Origin of the sequence: Winogradskya humida (assembly GCF_016862215.1) — a bacterium.
Classification (GTDB): Bacteria; Actinomycetota; Actinomycetes; order Mycobacteriales; family Micromonosporaceae; genus Actinoplanes; species Actinoplanes humidus.
The window spans coordinates 92664-107336 of record NZ_BOMN01000057.1 but is presented as its reverse complement, the minus strand read 5'-3'; the positions used below and the strand labels follow the sequence as shown (position 1 = coordinate 107336).

Annotated in this window: 19 protein-coding genes; 8 read left to right on the top strand and 11 right to left on the bottom strand. The window is 70.4% G+C overall.

All coding sequences use genetic code 11. The features are described from left to right. Nucleotides 1–144: 144 nt before the first annotated feature. Complete coding sequence (rpmB, locus tag Ahu01nite_RS22515) at nt 145–336, top strand: 50S ribosomal protein L28 (RefSeq protein WP_023561910.1); 192 nt, start codon at nt 145–147, stop codon at nt 334–336. A gap of 51 nt (nt 337–387) precedes the next feature. Here rpmB and Ahu01nite_RS22510 read toward each other — a convergent pair whose 3' ends face one another. Both Ahu01nite_RS22510 and Ahu01nite_RS22505 read right to left on the bottom strand, forming a co-directional pair. Next, on the bottom strand, nt 388–846 hold the full coding sequence (locus Ahu01nite_RS22510) for a GNAT family N-acetyltransferase (RefSeq protein WP_203838566.1): 459 nt from the start codon (nt 844–846) through the stop codon (nt 388–390). 14 nt (nt 847–860) lie between these two features. Further along, a complete protein-coding gene (locus Ahu01nite_RS22505) occupies nt 861–1799 on the bottom strand; it encodes a thiamine-phosphate kinase (protein WP_203838565.1) in 939 nt (312 codons plus the stop codon). A gap of 126 nt (nt 1800–1925) precedes the next feature. On the opposite strand from Ahu01nite_RS22505, the gene Ahu01nite_RS22500 reads away from it, so the two are divergent. Beyond that, a complete protein-coding gene (locus Ahu01nite_RS22500; RefSeq protein WP_203838564.1) occupies nt 1926–2159 on the top strand; it encodes an Lrp/AsnC ligand binding domain-containing protein in 234 nt (77 codons plus the stop codon). 3 nt (nt 2160–2162) lie between these two features. Then, nucleotides 2163–2798 carry a DUF3515 family protein gene (locus Ahu01nite_RS22495; protein ID WP_203838563.1) on the top strand — a complete coding sequence of 212 codons (636 nt, stop codon included), beginning with the start codon at nt 2163–2165 and terminating at the stop codon, nt 2796–2798. A gap of 3 nt (nt 2799–2801) precedes the next feature. On the opposite strand, the gene Ahu01nite_RS22490 is transcribed toward Ahu01nite_RS22495, so the two are convergent. Further along, nucleotides 2802–3905, bottom strand: a complete 1104-nt coding sequence (locus Ahu01nite_RS22490) for a D-alanine--D-alanine ligase family protein (RefSeq protein WP_203838562.1) — start codon at nt 3903–3905, stop codon at nt 2802–2804. A 124-nt stretch (nt 3906–4029) separates the two neighbouring features. On the opposite strand from Ahu01nite_RS22490, the gene Ahu01nite_RS22485 reads away from it, so the two are divergent. Beyond that, entirely contained in the window at nt 4030–4542 is a 513-nt protein-coding gene (locus tag Ahu01nite_RS22485; RefSeq protein ID WP_203838561.1) for a protein-tyrosine phosphatase family protein, read from the top strand. On the opposite strand, the gene Ahu01nite_RS22480 is transcribed toward Ahu01nite_RS22485, so the two are convergent. The 7 genes from Ahu01nite_RS22480 to Ahu01nite_RS22450 all read right to left on the bottom strand — a co-directional run bounded on the left by Ahu01nite_RS22480 (nt 4505) and on the right by Ahu01nite_RS22450 (nt 9833). Then, the gene (locus tag Ahu01nite_RS22480; RefSeq protein ID WP_203838560.1) at nt 4505–5176 is read right to left on the bottom strand and encodes a hypothetical protein; all 672 of its coding nucleotides are present in this window, start codon (nt 5174–5176) and stop codon (nt 4505–4507) included. The two genes, Ahu01nite_RS22485 and Ahu01nite_RS22480, sit on opposite strands and share 38 nt — an antisense overlap. Continuing rightward, nucleotides 5173–6054: an ATP-binding cassette domain-containing protein gene (locus Ahu01nite_RS22475; RefSeq protein WP_203838559.1), complete on the bottom strand. Its 882-nt coding sequence runs from the start codon at nt 6052–6054 to the stop codon at nt 5173–5175. The genes Ahu01nite_RS22480 and Ahu01nite_RS22475 overlap by 4 nt, the downstream gene beginning before the upstream one ends. After that, nucleotides 6051–6407 carry a GntR family transcriptional regulator gene (locus tag Ahu01nite_RS22470; protein ID WP_203838558.1) on the bottom strand — a complete coding sequence of 119 codons (357 nt, stop codon included), beginning with the start codon at nt 6405–6407 and terminating at the stop codon, nt 6051–6053. The genes Ahu01nite_RS22475 and Ahu01nite_RS22470 overlap by 4 nt, the downstream gene beginning before the upstream one ends. A gap of 85 nt (nt 6408–6492) precedes the next feature. Further along, nucleotides 6493–6852, bottom strand: a complete 360-nt coding sequence (locus tag Ahu01nite_RS22465; RefSeq protein ID WP_203838557.1) for a hypothetical protein — start codon at nt 6850–6852, stop codon at nt 6493–6495. A 145-nt stretch (nt 6853–6997) separates the two neighbouring features. After that, on the bottom strand, nt 6998–8104 hold the full coding sequence (locus Ahu01nite_RS22460) for a cystathionine gamma-lyase (protein WP_203838556.1): 1107 nt from the start codon (nt 8102–8104) through the stop codon (nt 6998–7000). Continuing rightward, complete coding sequence (locus Ahu01nite_RS22455; protein ID WP_203838555.1) at nt 8101–9096, bottom strand: NAD(P)H-dependent glycerol-3-phosphate dehydrogenase; 996 nt, start codon at nt 9094–9096, stop codon at nt 8101–8103. Before Ahu01nite_RS22455 ends, Ahu01nite_RS22460 begins: the two co-directional genes overlap by 4 nt. Next, nucleotides 9093–9833: a lysophospholipid acyltransferase family protein gene (locus Ahu01nite_RS22450; protein WP_203838554.1), complete on the bottom strand. Its 741-nt coding sequence runs from the start codon at nt 9831–9833 to the stop codon at nt 9093–9095. The genes Ahu01nite_RS22455 and Ahu01nite_RS22450 overlap by 4 nt, the downstream gene beginning before the upstream one ends. Nucleotides 9834–9935: 102 nt before the next feature. On the opposite strand from Ahu01nite_RS22450, the gene cofC reads away from it, so the two are divergent. From cofC to Ahu01nite_RS22435, 4 genes are read left to right on the top strand one after another with little or no spacing between them, the layout of a single operon-like run. Next, nucleotides 9936–10604 carry a 2-phospho-L-lactate guanylyltransferase gene (gene cofC, locus Ahu01nite_RS22445; protein ID WP_239159049.1) on the top strand — a complete coding sequence of 223 codons (669 nt, stop codon included), beginning with the start codon at nt 9936–9938 and terminating at the stop codon, nt 10602–10604. Between the two features lie 10 nt (nt 10605–10614). Next, a complete protein-coding gene (locus Ahu01nite_RS50540; protein ID WP_212996152.1) occupies nt 10615–10812 on the top strand; it encodes a cold-shock protein in 198 nt (65 codons plus the stop codon). A gap of 45 nt (nt 10813–10857) precedes the next feature. Further along, the gene (locus Ahu01nite_RS22440; RefSeq protein WP_203838553.1) at nt 10858–13098 is read left to right on the top strand and encodes an RNA degradosome polyphosphate kinase; all 2241 of its coding nucleotides are present in this window, start codon (nt 10858–10860) and stop codon (nt 13096–13098) included. Nucleotides 13099–13103: 5 nt separating this feature from the next. Next, nucleotides 13104–13985: an NUDIX hydrolase gene (locus Ahu01nite_RS22435; protein WP_203838552.1), complete on the top strand. Its 882-nt coding sequence runs from the start codon at nt 13104–13106 to the stop codon at nt 13983–13985. Here the strand turns inward: Ahu01nite_RS22435 and Ahu01nite_RS22430 are convergent. Continuing rightward, nucleotides 13942–14406, bottom strand: coding sequence for a hypothetical protein (locus tag Ahu01nite_RS22430; RefSeq protein ID WP_239159048.1), 465 nt, complete (start codon nt 14404–14406; stop codon nt 13942–13944). The genes Ahu01nite_RS22435 and Ahu01nite_RS22430 overlap by 44 nt on opposite strands. Between the last annotated feature and the right edge of the window lie 267 nt (nt 14407–14673).

Sequence of the window (14673 nt, the reverse complement as noted above, 5' to 3'; positions counted from 1 at the left end):
CGATTGGCAGCGAGCCCGGGACATCAGGTAGCCTGGCTGGGTTGCCCGGGCGCAATCTGTCCCAGGCACCTTTGATTCGTAGCACCCTCAGTTCGCAGCCGGTGTGAAATTTCGATGCTGGCGTATCAATCCTTGGAGTACCCCGTGGCTAGCGTGTGCGACGTCTGTGGCAAGGGACCGGGCTTCGGCCACAACGTGTCCCACTCGCACCGGCGGACCAACCGCCGCTGGAACCCGAACATCCAGTCGGTGCGCACCCCTGCCGGTGGTGGCAACACCAAGAAGCTCAAGGTTTGCACCTCGTGCATCAAGGCCGGCAAGGTCGTCCGCGCCTAAGTTCCGCACTTTCCTAACCCCCGGGTCACCACGACCCGGGGGTTAAGTGCGTTACAGGACTTTCGCGTACGACAGCACGCCCTCTTCGCCCTTGTAGAACCCGAAGTCCTCGATCCGGACATACCCGCACTTCTCGTAGAGCGCGATCGCCTCGGGCTGCTTGTCCCCGGTCTCGAGGATCACCCGCTTACGCCCCTGAGCCCGTGCCGATTCCTCGATCGCCGTGAGCACCCGTCGCGCGACGCCCTGACCCCGGGCCGCGGCGATCGTGAACATCCGCTTGAGCTCCGCGTCGTCCTCGTGCGAACGCCACCCCGCGCACCCGACCAGCCGCCCGGACGCCGCCGCCACCCAGAACGACCCGTTCGGCGGCGCGAAGTCCGAGGGTGCCACCGGGGTGTCGTCGCCGCTGCCGCCGTACCTTTTGCTGAGCTCTGCCATCGCCAGGGCGATGAGCGCCTGCACCGCGGGCTCGTCGAAGCGAGCCTCGCGGATCTCCATCTCTTCCACGGGGAAAAACTATCTCAGCGGAAGTGATCCCATCCCATGCCGCCCTGCCAGGGCTTACGGTCGACGGTGACGCCGGTGCCCTCGTGCACGCTGCCGATGATCCGCCAGGTGTCGGGCAGGGTCACCCCGGGTGGGAAGGTCGCGGCCAGAGCATGATCATCACCACCGGCGAGCAGCCAGACGTACGGGTCCACGCCGAGCGCCGACGCCGCGTCCCGCATCTGCCCGGGCACCTCGAACGCGTCGCGGTTGATGTCGATGCCGACCACGCTGGCGGTCGCCACGTGGCCGAGGTCCTGCAGGAGGCCGTCCGAGATGTCGATCAGCGACGTCGCGCCGAGCCGGGCCGCCTCGGGGCCGGCCGCATACGGGACTTCCGGGCGGCGGTAGGCCTCGACCAGCACCTTGGGCGTACGGAACCCGCGCGAGAGCACCGTGTAGCCGGCCGCGCCGTAGCCCGTACGCCCCGCCAGCGCCACCACGTCTCCCGGCTGGGCGCCGCTGCGGACCACCGGGGCCTGACCACCGAGGTCGCCGAGCGCCGTGACCGCGATCGTCAGGGTGGGGCTCGACGACATGTCCCCGCCGACCACGCTCGCGCCGACCCGGGCGGCCTCGGCCGACAGCCCACCGGCGAGGTCCTCGGCCCAGGCGACGTCCAGATCCGGCGGCACGCAGAGCGCGACCAGCAGCGCTGTGGGACGCGCGCCCATCGCGGCGATGTCGGCGAGGTTGGCGGCGGCGGCGCGGTGTCCCACGTCGGCGGCGCTGCACCAGTCGCGGCGGAAGTGCCGGCCCTCGACCAGAACGTCGGTGGACGCCACCGTCCGGCCGTCGGGCGAGGCGACCACGGCCGCGTCGTCACCGGGCCCGAGCAGGCTCGCCGGGCCGGACTCCAGGCGCGCGGTTATCCGGGCGATGAGTCCGAATTCTCCGGCCTCCGCGATGCTCAACTGTCTACCGTCCCCTTCGTGATCAGGTGCTCAGGTGAGCGGTGCCAGCGATGCGCCCCGCAAGGACCGCGCTCCGTACTGTAGTTTCACGTTCGAGTCGCCGGTGTGGCGGATAGGAGTCGAATCGTGGTCCAGGCATACATCCTCATCCAGACGGAGGTCGGAAAGGCCCGTGACGTGGCCGCCGCGATCGACAAAATTCAGGGTGTCGTCCGGGTGGACGCGGTGACGGGTCCCTATGACGTCGTGGTGCTCGCCGAGGGGCACACGGTCGACGAGCTCGGCCGGATGATTGTGAGCAACATCCAGTTGGTGCCGGGTATCACCCGGACGGTGACCTGCTCCGTGGTAAATCTCTGACCCATGGTCGACGTGGAGTCCCGCACCGAGGAAAGCCCCGCAGAGGACAGGACGACGAAAAAGGCCGCGCTCTGGGCCACGGTCGTCGCCGTGCCGGTGGCGGCTCTTGTCGCGTTCGGAATCTTCTCGCAGCTCGTTCCGGATGCGAAGAAGGCTGCCGATCCGGTGGCGTCGCAGCCCGCCGTCGTACCCAGTGCTGCTGTTGAAATGGCCGCGCCCAAACTCTCGGCCCGGCAGGCGGAGGTCTGTCTCGCGGTGACCTCGCAGCTGCCGGCGAAGGTGCGCGACCTGGTAAGCCGCAAGGTCAGCGCCGGGCCGGAGCAGAACGCCGCCTACGGCGAGCCGGCGATCACCGTCGCCTGCGGCGGCACGCAGCCGAAGACGTGCGAGACCATGGACGCGGCGGGTTCCGGCTGCGTGCCGATGGACTCCGAGCTGATGAACATGAACAGGGTCTGCTGGTACGCCGATCAGCGGGCCGAGGTCACCGCATTCACCACCATGGACCGCGAGGTCCCGGTGACCGTGACGGTGCCGAAGCAGTACGACCAGGCGGCCCAGTGGGCGAACGAGTTCTCCGACATCGTCGTGGAGACGGACAAGTCGCTCGCCCAGGGCGTCCCTAACGGGTGCGTCTAGCGCCTAGTGCAGGCCGACGCCGCGACGCAGCGCGTTGCGGATCAGCCGGTCGACGACCTTGGGGTATTCCAGGCCGGTCGCGGCCCACATCAGCGGGAACATCGAGGTCGGCGTGAAGCCGGGCATCGTGTTGATCTCGTTCAGGTAGATCTCGTCGTCGGCCGTGACGAAGAAGTCGACGCGGGCCAGGCCGGCGCAGTCGAGCGCGGTGAAGGTGCGGCAGGCGTACTCCCGGACCTTGTCCGCGACCTCGGGCTTGAGGTCGGCGGGGAGCTGGTAGGGCGTGCCCGCGCCGAGATACTTGGCCTCGAAGTCGTAGAAGTCGTCGCCGGTCGCGTTGACCAGGATCTCGGCGACCAGGGACGCCTCGGGGGCACCACCGGCTTCGCCCTCGAGCACGCCGCACTCGATCTCGCGGCCCACGACGGCGGCCTCGACGAGCACCTTGGGGTCGATCTGACGGGCCTCGGCGATCGCGTCGTCCAGGTCGGCCCAGTCGGAGACCTTGCTGATGCCGTAGGACGAGCCGGCCCGGGACGGCTTCACGAAGACCGGCAGGCCGAGCCGCTCCTTGTCTGCCTCGCTCAGCGAGACACCGGCCCGCAGCACCACATAGGGCCCGGTGGGGATGCCCTCGGCGGCGGCGAGCTTCTTGGTGAACTCCTTGTCCATGCCGGCCGCGGAGGCGAAGACGTTGGCGCCGACGTACGGGATCCCGGCCATCTCGAGCATGCCCTGGATCGTGCCGTCCTCGCCGTACGCACCGTGCAGCACCGGGAAGACGACGTCCACGCCGGAGAGTGCGGCAACCCCGCCGGCCGGGTCGACGACCATCAGGCCGTTGGCGGTCGGGTCGGCCGGAAGCACCACGGACTTCCCGGACGCGCTGGTGATCTCGGGGAGCTTGCCGCCCTCGATGGCGAGGTTCTGCTGGTCGCCGTCCGCCAGGACCCAGGCGCCGTCACGCGTGATGCCGACCGGCACCACCTCGTACTCGTCGGGGTCGAGGGCGGCGATGAGGCTGCCGGCACTGACCGCCGAGATGGCGTGTTCGGTGCTGCGGCCGCCGAACACGATCGCCACACGGGTTTTGCGAGGGGTCGTCATGGAAATGGCCTCTCGTTGCCGGACTTCTGCAGGGCCGCGGTTCGCGACGGGGGTGACCCTACTCTCCGTAGACAAGTTTGCGGTGGCGGCAGGCGCCAGCACGGGGTAACGAGACAGGGAGTCGATGAAACCAGCACTGCATGTAGTCGCTTGGGGTGGGCCGGGCCGGCTCGCGACCATGGCGCACCCCCGTGGCGGCGACCGGCTGAAGGATGAGATGGCCGGCCTGGCCGAGGCGGGCGTCGACGTCCTGGTCTCCGCGCTGACGCCGGGCGAGGAGCTCCGGCTCGGCCTCATCGGGGTCGCGGACGCAGCCGCTGCGGCCGGGATCGAATACCTCTCGGTGCCGATTCCCGACCGGGGTGTCCCGGGCGACGTCCTGGAGCTGGGCATACGGCTGTCCGCGCACATCCGGGCGGGCCGCTTCGTGGTGACGCAGTGCTTCGCGGGGATCGGCCGGTCGACGCTGCTGGCCTGCGTGACGCTGCTGCTGCTCGGGGTGGGTCCGGAACGTTCGCTGGAGCTCGTCGCCGAGGCACGGGGGCTACCCGTGCCCGACAACGAGGCCCAGCGGGTCTGGCTCATGAAGTTTGCGATAGCTAACCAAGCGCCGAGCGCCGGATCGTCGCGTCCTTGAGCTCCCAGTGGCTGAGCACCGTGACAGCCGCCGTCGCCACGAGGCTGACCGTCAGCGCCAGGGACAGCGGCAGGTACTGGGCGATGAGCTGACCGTCGCTGTCCGTGGGCAGGAAAATCGTGGTGGCCGCCGCCGGCAGCAGCGCCGGGATGATCAGCGCGAGACCGCCCCAGGCCCCGAAACGATAGATGCCCGAGCAGGCCGCCGACCCCGCGATGAAGGACGCGAGACAGGCCACCAGGGTCACCGCGAACTCCCGGAAGCCCGTCGCCGCCGAAAAGCCGGAGCCGCCGTGGATCGCGTACTCGATGCCGTGACCCAGCGGCACGAGCACCGCGAACGCCACCGACGCGAGGACGCCGACGACCAGCGCGCCGGCCATGAAGTCGCGCCGGGTCACGCCGACGGCGACGAACTGGCGCAGGTTGTTGGCGATGAAGATGACGGCGATGATCCCGATCCAGTAGCGGAACGCGATGGCGACGTACATCCAGATCCCGGGTGCCGGATCCGCGACCCGGGCGGCGACGATGTCGGCGATCACGACGCCGACGACGAAGATGCCGGTGAACCAGATCAGGACCGGCCGGTACGTCCGCAGCAGATGCTCGGTCACCTGACGTCGGGCATTCATCGGGCTGCCTCCAGGGTGCGCTCGGGCGAGGTGAGGTGGACGAAGAGATCCTGGATGCCGACCGGGGAGAGGCTCAGCCCCGCGGACTCGGCCTGCCGCCGCTCATCGGCGTCCAGAGCGCCGTAGAGGGTGACCTGGCGGGTGCCACCAAGGCTCTGCTCGGCGAGCACAGCACGCCCGGCGGCGAACGCGTCCACCGTCTCGGCGGCCCCGGTCACCGCCACACCACGCGAGCGGAACGTGTCGGTGTCCTCGTGCACGACCAGCCGCCCGCGGTCGATGATGACGACCTCTTCGAGCAGGTCGGCCACCTCCTGGATGAGGTGGGTGGAGAGAATGATCGTGCGCGGGTGCTCCAGGTAGTCGGCGAGCATCTCGCGGTAGAAGGCCATGCGGGCGGCCGCGTCCATGCCGAGGTAGGCCTCGTCCAGGATGGTCAGCGGCGCCCGGGAGGCGAGCCCGATGACCACGCCAAGGCTGGAGCGCTGCCCCCGTGACAGCGCTCCGATGCGCTTGCGCGGGTCGAGCTCGAACGTCGCGACCAGCTTCGCCGCGAGCTCCGCGTCCCAGCAGGGCCGCATCCGGGCGTGCAGGTCGAGCAGCGTGCCGGCCCGGTCACCCTCGACCGCGTCCAGGGCGTCACGGACAAAAACGATGTCCCGCATCAGCGCACGGTTCTCGAAAGGGTCCGAGCCGTCGATGGTCACGCTTCCCGAGGAGGGCTTACGGTACGCGGAAAGCACGCTGAGCAGGCTCGTCTTGCCCGACCCGTTCCGCCCCAGCAACCCGTAGATCTTGCCGGGCGCCAGGTCCACGCTGATCGATTCGACGGCGGTCGTCGCGCCGTACCGCACGGTCAGGTCACGCAGCGAGATCATCGGTTGCCCCCGTCGATGTGCTTCTTGATCTCCTCCACCGAGACCCCGATGACCCGGGCCTCGTCGAGCATCCGGTCCACCACGTCGGTGAAGAACCGCTCCTGCCGCTGACCGCGCAGCCTGGCCCGCGCATCGGGGCTGACGAACATCCCGATGCCCCGCTTCTTGTAGAGCACGCCCTCCTCGACCAGCTGGGCGAACCCCTTCGCCGCGGTCGCCGGGTTGATCTGGAAGAAGGCGGCGTACTGATTGGTGGACATGACCTGGTCGTCCTCCTTGAGCGTCCCGCGCAGGACGTCGTCCTTGATGCTCTCGGCGATCTGCTGATAGATCGGGCTGCGGTCGTCGAACACCTCTCCGCCTCCCTACTTCAGTGGTTCATTACTCATGTAACGAACCATAGAGCCAATGCTGCCATGATCGCAAGCGGTCAGTGCTCTACGCGGCCGCGAAGGACTGCGGAAGGACGCCGTCGTTCCACAGCTGGTCCAGGTGGTCGAGGAACCCCACGAGGCTGCGCTCCAGCTCACGGCGCTGCGTCGCGTCCAGCATGGCCAGCGGGTCGGAGAAGACCAGGCCCTCGGGGTGCTTGGCCCGCGTGCCGACGAACCTGTGGCAGGCCGAGCACCAGACGTAGCTCACCAGGGTGGGGCGGCGGGCGTTCTCCGGAGCATTCACGTACGCCCGGACGCTGCGACTACCGCACGCGGGGCACTCCCGTTCCCCCGGGGCGAGGAAGAAGCTCTCCCCCTGCGCGAGCGCGGTGACCTCGTTGCCGGTGAAACTGCTCCACTCCATGCCAAAAACGTAGATCAGGCGGCGCTGAAGGCGATCGTCAGGTCGCGGCCCGGCCGGTGAGGCCGCATCGAGCACCGCCGGCCGGATCGCAGTCCGGCCGATCAGGCCGCATCGAGCGCCGCCGGCCGGGTCGTGGTCCGGCCGGTCAGGCCGCGTCGAGGGCCGCTGTCAGGTCGGCGAGGAGGTCGGGGGTGTCCTCGATGCCGCAGGAGAGACGCAGGAAGCCGGGCGGGGTGTCGTCGCCCCACTGTGCGCGCCGGTCGGCCGTGGTGTGCAGCCCGCCGAAGGACGTGGCCGCGAAGACCAGCTCGGAGGCGGCGAGGAAGCGGGCGACCCGTTCGGCGCTGCCCAGGTCGAACGACACGACGCCGGGGATGCGGCGCATCTGGGCGGTCGCCACGGCGTAGGAGGGATCCGTGGGCAGGCCGGGCCAGCGCAGCCCGGTCACGTCGGCGCGGGTGGCCAGGAAGCCGGCGACCGCGGCGGCATTGGTGGTCTGGCGGGCGAGGCGCAGGTCCAGGGTGGCCAGCGAGCGGTGGGCGAGCCAGCAGTCGAACGCTCCGGGGACGCCGCCGGTCTGGGCCCGCCAGGTGGTGACCTTGGCGAGCAGGTCGTCGTCGTTGCCGGCGACATAGCCGAGCAGGACGTCGGAGTGCCCGGTCAGGGCCTTCGTGCCGGAAGCGACGACGAGGTCCGCGCCGAGCGACAGGGGGCGCTGGCCCAGCGGCGTGGCCGTGGTGTTGTCCACGGCCACCAGGGCGCCGGCCGCGTGCGCGAGGGCGGAGACCGAGGCGAGGTCGCAGACGTCCAGGCCGGGGTTGGCCGGGGTTTCGAGCAGGACGAGGCGTACGCCCTCGAACGACGGGTAGGGCCCCGCCGTCGGCACCAGGATCGTCTTGACCCCGAGGTCGCGCAGCGTGCCCTCGGCGAACGCGCGGACGGTGAAGTAGCCGTCCGAGGGCAGCGCCACCGTGTCGCCGCTGCGCAGCACCGACAGCAGCAGCGCGGTGATGGCGGCCTGACCGGTGGCGAAGGCGCGGACCGAACCGCCTTCGAGCTCGCCGATGGCGCCTTCCAGCGCGCGCCGGGTCGGGTTGTCCGGGCGGCCGTAGCCGTTCTCGGTCGGTCCCGTCACCGGGTCGAGGTGGTAGGGCGCCGCGAAGACCGGCCCCGGCAAGAACGGCTCCCCCGGCACCGGCGCCGGCAGTCCCGCGTGCACGACTAGCGTGCCGTCACCCTTGTTGATGCTCATTCCGGCTTCATCTCCCGGCCCATCAGCAGTTTCACCGCGACCCGCGGGTCCACACCCTCGTGGCACACCCGCTCGACCTGCTCGGTGATCGGCATCTCGACGCCGTGCGCCCGGGCGAGGTCCCGGATCGCGAGGCAGCTCTTCACGCCCTCGGCGGTCTGCTTGGTGGCGCGCTGCGCTTCCTCCAGCGACTCGCCGCGGCCCAGGTGCTCGCCGAACGTGTGGTTGCGCGACAGCGGCGACGAGCAGGTCGCCACCAGGTCGCCCAGGCCCGCGAGCCCGGCGAAGGTCATCGGGTCGGCGCCCAGCGCCACGCCCAGCCGGGTGGTCTCGGCGAGCCCCCGGGTGATCAGCGACGCCTTGGTGTTGTCACCCATGCCCATCGCGGAAGCCATGCCGTACGCGAGGGCGATCACGTTCTTGACCGCGCCGCCGATCTCGCACCCGATCACGTCGTCGCTCGTGTAGGGCCGCAGATAGGGCAGCGCCACCGCCTGCTGGACCTGCTGGGCGCGGCCCGGGTCGGTGCCGGCGATCACGGTCGCCGCGGGCTGCTCGGCGGCGATCTCGGGGGCCAGGTTGGGCCCGGAGACGACCACCACCCGGCTCGGGTCGACGCGCGCGGTCTCCACGATGACCTGGCTCATCCGCTTGGTCGTACCCAGCTCGATGCCCTTCATCAGTGAGATGAGCGTCGAGTCGGGCGGCAGGTGCGGGGCCCAGTCGGCGAGGTTGCCGCGCAACGTCTGCGACGGCACGGCGAGAAACACCAGCTCGGCGTCGGCGACGGCCGCGGCTAGGTCGCTGGTCGCGGTCACCCGGGCGGGCAGCTTCACACCGGGCAGCGAGGCCTCGTTGACGTGGGACTCCCGGATCGCGGCCGCCACGGGTTCGCGGCGCGCCCACATCGTGACATCGGCGCCGGCCTCGGCGAGGATCTTGGCGAACGCCGTCCCCCACGCCCCGGCCCCCAGCATCGCGGCCTTGCTCATAAGGGGTTTCCCGTCGTTCCGTTGTCGTGGCGGCGTGCGGCCGGCGCGTTGTAGATCCCCGTCGGAGCCGGCTCGTGGCGCAGGTCGGCGAGCAGGTCCTGGGTCGCGAGCTGGATCTGCTCGGTCATCTGCTCCAGGACCGAGCGGGTAGGCGCCTCACCCGAAAAACGGGCCAGGTCGACCGGCTTGCCCACGGTCACGCTGATCTCGCGGCGGGGCTTCAGCGAGACCTTGTTGGTACGCACGTCGTGCAGGCCCTGGGTGCCCCAGGTCGCCATCGGCACGACGGGCGCGCCGGTCACCAGGGCCAGGCGGGCGGCGCCGGTCTTGCCGCGCATCGGCCACAGGTCGGGCTCGCGGGTCGTGGTGCCCTCCGGGTAGATCACCACCACCGCGCCCTGCTGGATGGCGTGCACCAGGGTGTCCAGCGACCGGGCCGCCTCGACGCTGCCCCGTACGACCGGGATCTGCAGGGTCTTCGTGAGCAGGAAGCCGAGCACCGGGATCTTCCAGATGCTCGCCTTGGCGAGGAAGCGCGGCCAGCGTCCCGACGCGTAGAGGTAGTGGGCCACCACCAGCGGGTCCGACTGCGACATGTGATTGGGCGTGACGATGAAGCCACCGCCGGGCGGCATGTTCTCCATCCCCGTCCAGGTGCGCTTCGTCCAGACACGCATCGTCGACACGACCAGCACGACCGCCACCCGCCGCCAGAACCCGAGCTTGCGCTGAGCCACGGTTACCCCTTCTTCCCCACGCCTGCGACGAAATCATGCCTGCTCCCGGTCCCGGGAGCCAGGGCGGGTCCGGCGCGCCGGGTCGGTGGCAGGATTGTCCGCGTGTCAGCAGCGGACTGGACGGCGGTCGTGCCCGTCAAGCAGCTCAGCACGGCGAAGAGCCGGCTGCGCGGCGCGGTGGCCGATGCCCGCCACCAGGAGCTCGTCCTGGCTATGTTGCGGGACACGGTGACCGCGATCGGCGCGTGTGAGCAGGTCGCCGACGTGATGGTGGTCACCGACGACCCCGGCGTGACCTCGGCGATGACCGGGCTCGGCGCCCGGGTGGTGCCCGATCCGGGTGGCGGCCTGAACGCCGCGATGCGGTTCGGCGCGGACACGGTCGCGGGGCTGAGCCGGCCGCGGGCGGTGCTGACCGGTGATCTACCGGCGCTGCGGCCGGACGAGCTGGGAGCCGCGCTGCTCGCCGCCGGGCGGGGCCGCCACTTCGTCGCGGACGAGGCCGGTTCGGGGACGGTCCTGCTCGCAGCCGCTCCGGGCATCGCGCTCGCCCCGCATTTCGGTGTCGGGTCGGCGGCCGCACACGCCGCCTCGGGCGCCGCCGCACTTCCCGGCGGATGGCCGGGCCTGCGGCAGGACGTCGACACGGCCGCCGACCTGCGAGCCGTGTTGATCCTCGGTCCCGGCGACCACACCTGCAGGCTACTGCGTGACGTCGGACTCACAGCGGAGTGTGATGCTTCGCGCATGACGGCCGGACGGCCCCGGTAGCGTCTGGGTCATGCAGGGCACCGTCGCGACCTTCGACCCCCAGGCCCATTCCGGCACGTTGCTGCTCGATGACGGCAGCGAGCTGGCGTTCCCCGCCGAGGCCTTCCGGGCCTCGGGGTTGCGCCTGCTCCGCCTCGGTCAGCGCGTCGACATCGCCACCGGTGACGACGGCGGTGTGACCAAGGTCCAAATTCCTGGAATCTCATGAGCCACATTCATTTCCCGTTCACCTACGACGGGCAATGATGGACTCATGACCACCCCGCACCGGACACCCGAGACAACCGTGCCCGCGGCGGCCTCTCGCCGACGCGGCCCCAACGGGCGATTCCTCCGTCGTGGGGAGAGCTCCGGCACCGCGGAGGTGGCACCCATCATCGATGAGACAACCCCGACCATCGATAACGAGGAGGAGGACGACGTGCTCGAACTGCCCGACGACCGCTTCCTGAACCGCGAGCTCTCCTGGCTGGACTTCAACGCCCGGGTGCTCGCCCTGGCCGAGGACCCCGGCACACCCCTGCTGGAACGGGCCAAGTTTCTCGCGATCTTCGCCAGCAACCTCGACGAGTTCTACATGGTCCGGGTCGCCGGCCTGAAGCGGCGGCTCAAGGCCGGCCTGCCGATGCGCGGCGGTGACCGCAGCTCGCTGCGCAACCAGCTCGAGATGATCACCGAACGCGCCGCGGACCTGGTCACCCGGCACGCCGCGTGCTTCGCCGACGAGGTCCGGCCCAAGCTGTCGGCCGAGAGCATCGAGCTGGTCAGCTGGACGGATCTGAACGCCCCGGAGCGCGAGCGGCTCCGCACGTACTTCCGGGAGCAGGTCTTCCCGGTCCTCACGCCGCTGGCGGTCGACCCGGCGCACCCGTTCCCCTACATCTCGAGCCGGTCGCTCAACCTGGCCGTGGTGCTGCGTGACCCGCAGGACAGCAGCGGCGAGCTCTTCGCCCGGATAAAGGTCCCCAACAACGTCCCGCGTTACGTGACGGTGCAGAACGACAGCCGGGGCGCGCGCTTCCTGCCGGTCGAGGAGCTCATCGCCGAGCAGCTGGACCAGCTCTTCCCGGGGATGCAGATCCTCGAGTGGCACCTGTTCCGGGTCACCCGCAACGCCGAGGTCGAGGTCGACGAGGACCGCGACGAGGACCTGCTGCAGGCCCTGGAGCGCGAGCTGGCGCAGCGCCGGTTCGGTCCGCCCGTGCGTCTCGAGGTCGCCGCCTCCATCAGCGATCACGTCCTCGACCTGCTCGCCCGCGAGCTCGACATGTACGACGAGGACGTCCTGCGCGTGCCGGGCCTGCTCGACCTGTCCTCGCTGTGGCAGGTCTTCGGCGAGTGCGACCGCGACGATCTCAAGGACCGCCCGTTCGTCCCGGCGACACACCCGCAGCTGGCCGACGGCGAGGTCCCGCGCAGCGTCTTCAACCGGCTGCGTGAGGCCGACATCCTCGTGCACCACCCCTACCACTCGTTCTCGACGAGCGTGCAGCGCTTCATCGAGCAGGCCGCCGCGGACCCCAACGTGCTGGCCATCAAGCAGACCCTCTATCGCACCAGCGGCGACTCCCCGATAGTCGACGCGCTGGTCGACGCGGCCGCCGCCGGCAAGCAGGTCGTGGTGCTGGTCGAGGTCAAGGCCCGCTTCGACGAGGTCGCCAACATCGGCTGGGCGCGCACCCTGGAACGGGCCGGCTGCCACGTCGTCTACGGCCTGGTCGGGCTCAAGACCCACTGCAAGACCGCCCTCGTCGTACGCCAGGAGGGCAATCAGATCCGCCGCTACTGCCACATCGGGACGGGCAACTACCACCCCAAGACCGCCCGGCTGTACGAGGACTTCGGCATGCTGACGGCCGACCCCGAGGTGGGTGCCGACGTCACCGACCTGTTCAACGTGCTCACCGGCTACAGCCGCCAGACCGCGTTCCGGCGGCTGCTGGTCGCGCCGCACGGCGTACGCAAAGGGTTGATCGAACGCATCGAGGAGCAGGCGCAGATCGCCCGGGAGGGCGGCGAGGCCCTGGTGCAGTTCAAGGTGAACTCCCTGGTCGACGAGGAGACCATCGACGCGCTCTACCGCGCCTCGCACGACGGTGTGCAGGTCGACCTGGTGATCCGGGGCATGTGCGCGCTGCGTCCCGGGGTCGCCGGGCTCTCGGAGAACATCCGGGTCCGCTCGATCGTGGGCCGTTTCCTGGAGCACTCGCGGGTCTTCCGATTCGGCGTCGGCGACACCGCGGAGTATTGGATCGGCTCGGCCGACCTCATGCACCGCAACCTCGACCGCCGCGTCGAGGCGCTGGTCCGCGTGACCCTGCCGTCGGCGCAGCAGGATCTGCGGAACGTCTTCGAGCTGTCGATGAGCGAGCAGAGCGAGGGCTGGGATCTCGCCGGCGACGGCACCTGGCACCGGCGCGCGTCGACGCCCGCCAGCCCCCATGTCCACCTGCAGGAGGCGCTGCTGCGCCGCATCATCGGCAAGGCGGGCTGACCCCGGTGCCGAAGACAGTTCGCGCCGCCGGTGGAGTCGTCTGGCGCCCCGGCAGCGACGGCATCGAGATCTGCGTCGTGCACCGGCCGTACCTCTCCGACTGGAGTCTGCCCAAGGGCAAGCTCGACGGTTCCGAGCACACGCTCGTCGCCGCCGTCCGGGAGGTCCACGAGGAGACCGGGGTGCGTGCCGAGCCGCAGTTACGGCTGCCCGGTATCGCCTACACGATGGCCAACGGCGTACCCAAGACCGTGGATTTCTGGTTGATGCGGGCCGGCGACGGTCCGGCGGCCGATCCCCAGGACCCCACCGAGGTCGACGAGGTGGTGTGGTTGTCGCCGCCCGACGCGGTGGCCAAGCTGAGCTACCCGGACGACCGGCAGCTGGTCGAGCACGCCGCGGCCCTGCCGCCGGTCACCGCGGTGACGTTGCTGATCCGCCACGCGAACGCGGGCAAGCGCAAGCATTTCTCCGGTGACGACGCGCTGCGCCCGGTCGACGAGAAGGGCCGGGCCCAGGCGGAGACGATGGCCACGGTCGCCGAGCTGTTCCATCCCGAGTCGCTCGTCGCGGCCACCCCGCTTCGGTGCCGGCAGACCCTCGAACCGCTCGCGGAACGGCTCGGCCTGCCGATCGTCACGGAGAATTCCTTCGCCGAGACCGACGACACCGATCAGGTGCCGGCCCGGGTGAAGCTGGCGGCGGCCCGGCTGGCAGAGCTGCGCGACGGTCCGGCCGTGGCGGTCTGCAGTCAGGGCAAGGTGATCCCGGGGCTGCTCGCGCTCCTCGAGAACGCAGGCGACGACCAGCCCTACAAGACGGCCAAGGGCGACGGCTGGGTCCTCACCTGGTCGGGCGTGGAACTCGTGGCGCTGAGCCGGATCTGACCCCCTGCCGCCGCGGCGACGGCGGCGGCAGCGGGTCCATCCGCCAGAAACCGATGAGGTCGCCGGTGAGCCAGCGGGCCCGCCACAGCTCGTCCTCACGGGGCTCCCAGTCACGCAACGGCAGCAGAGCCACCCGCCACGACAGCACGCTGGTCAGATACCAGCCGTAGAACGGTACGAGCCCGAGCACCGCGTCACGGCGGCGATAGGAGCCGTAGGGCGCGAGCGCGAAGACGACCAGGCCGGACAGCGCACAGGTCACCACCCAGTCCAGCAACGCCCAGCCGGTCCAGCGTTCGGCCGCGTCGCCCAGGGTCCAGCTCGGCACCACGGTGGCGGCGAAGACGGCGGCGGCGATAAGCGCCCGCGCGACGAGCCCGCGCGGCCTTGCCCGGAAACTGCGGCCGCGATAACGCTCCATGCTGCGGACCGTAGGCTCAGCGGCCCGCACAGCGCCGGAACACGCGAAAGGCGTCCACCTTTAGGGTGGACGCCTTTCTTCGCTGCTACGAGCCGTTGAGCGTGCCTCAGCGGGTCTTACGAGCCGCGCTGGTGCGTGCCGTGGTGGCCTTCGTGGCCGGAGTGGCCTTGGTGGCCGCCGCGGTCTTGGTGGCGGTCGCCTTCTTCGCCGGAGCCGCCTTGGTGGCCGGAGCCGCCTTGGTGGCCGCCGTCTTGGTGGCGGTCGCCT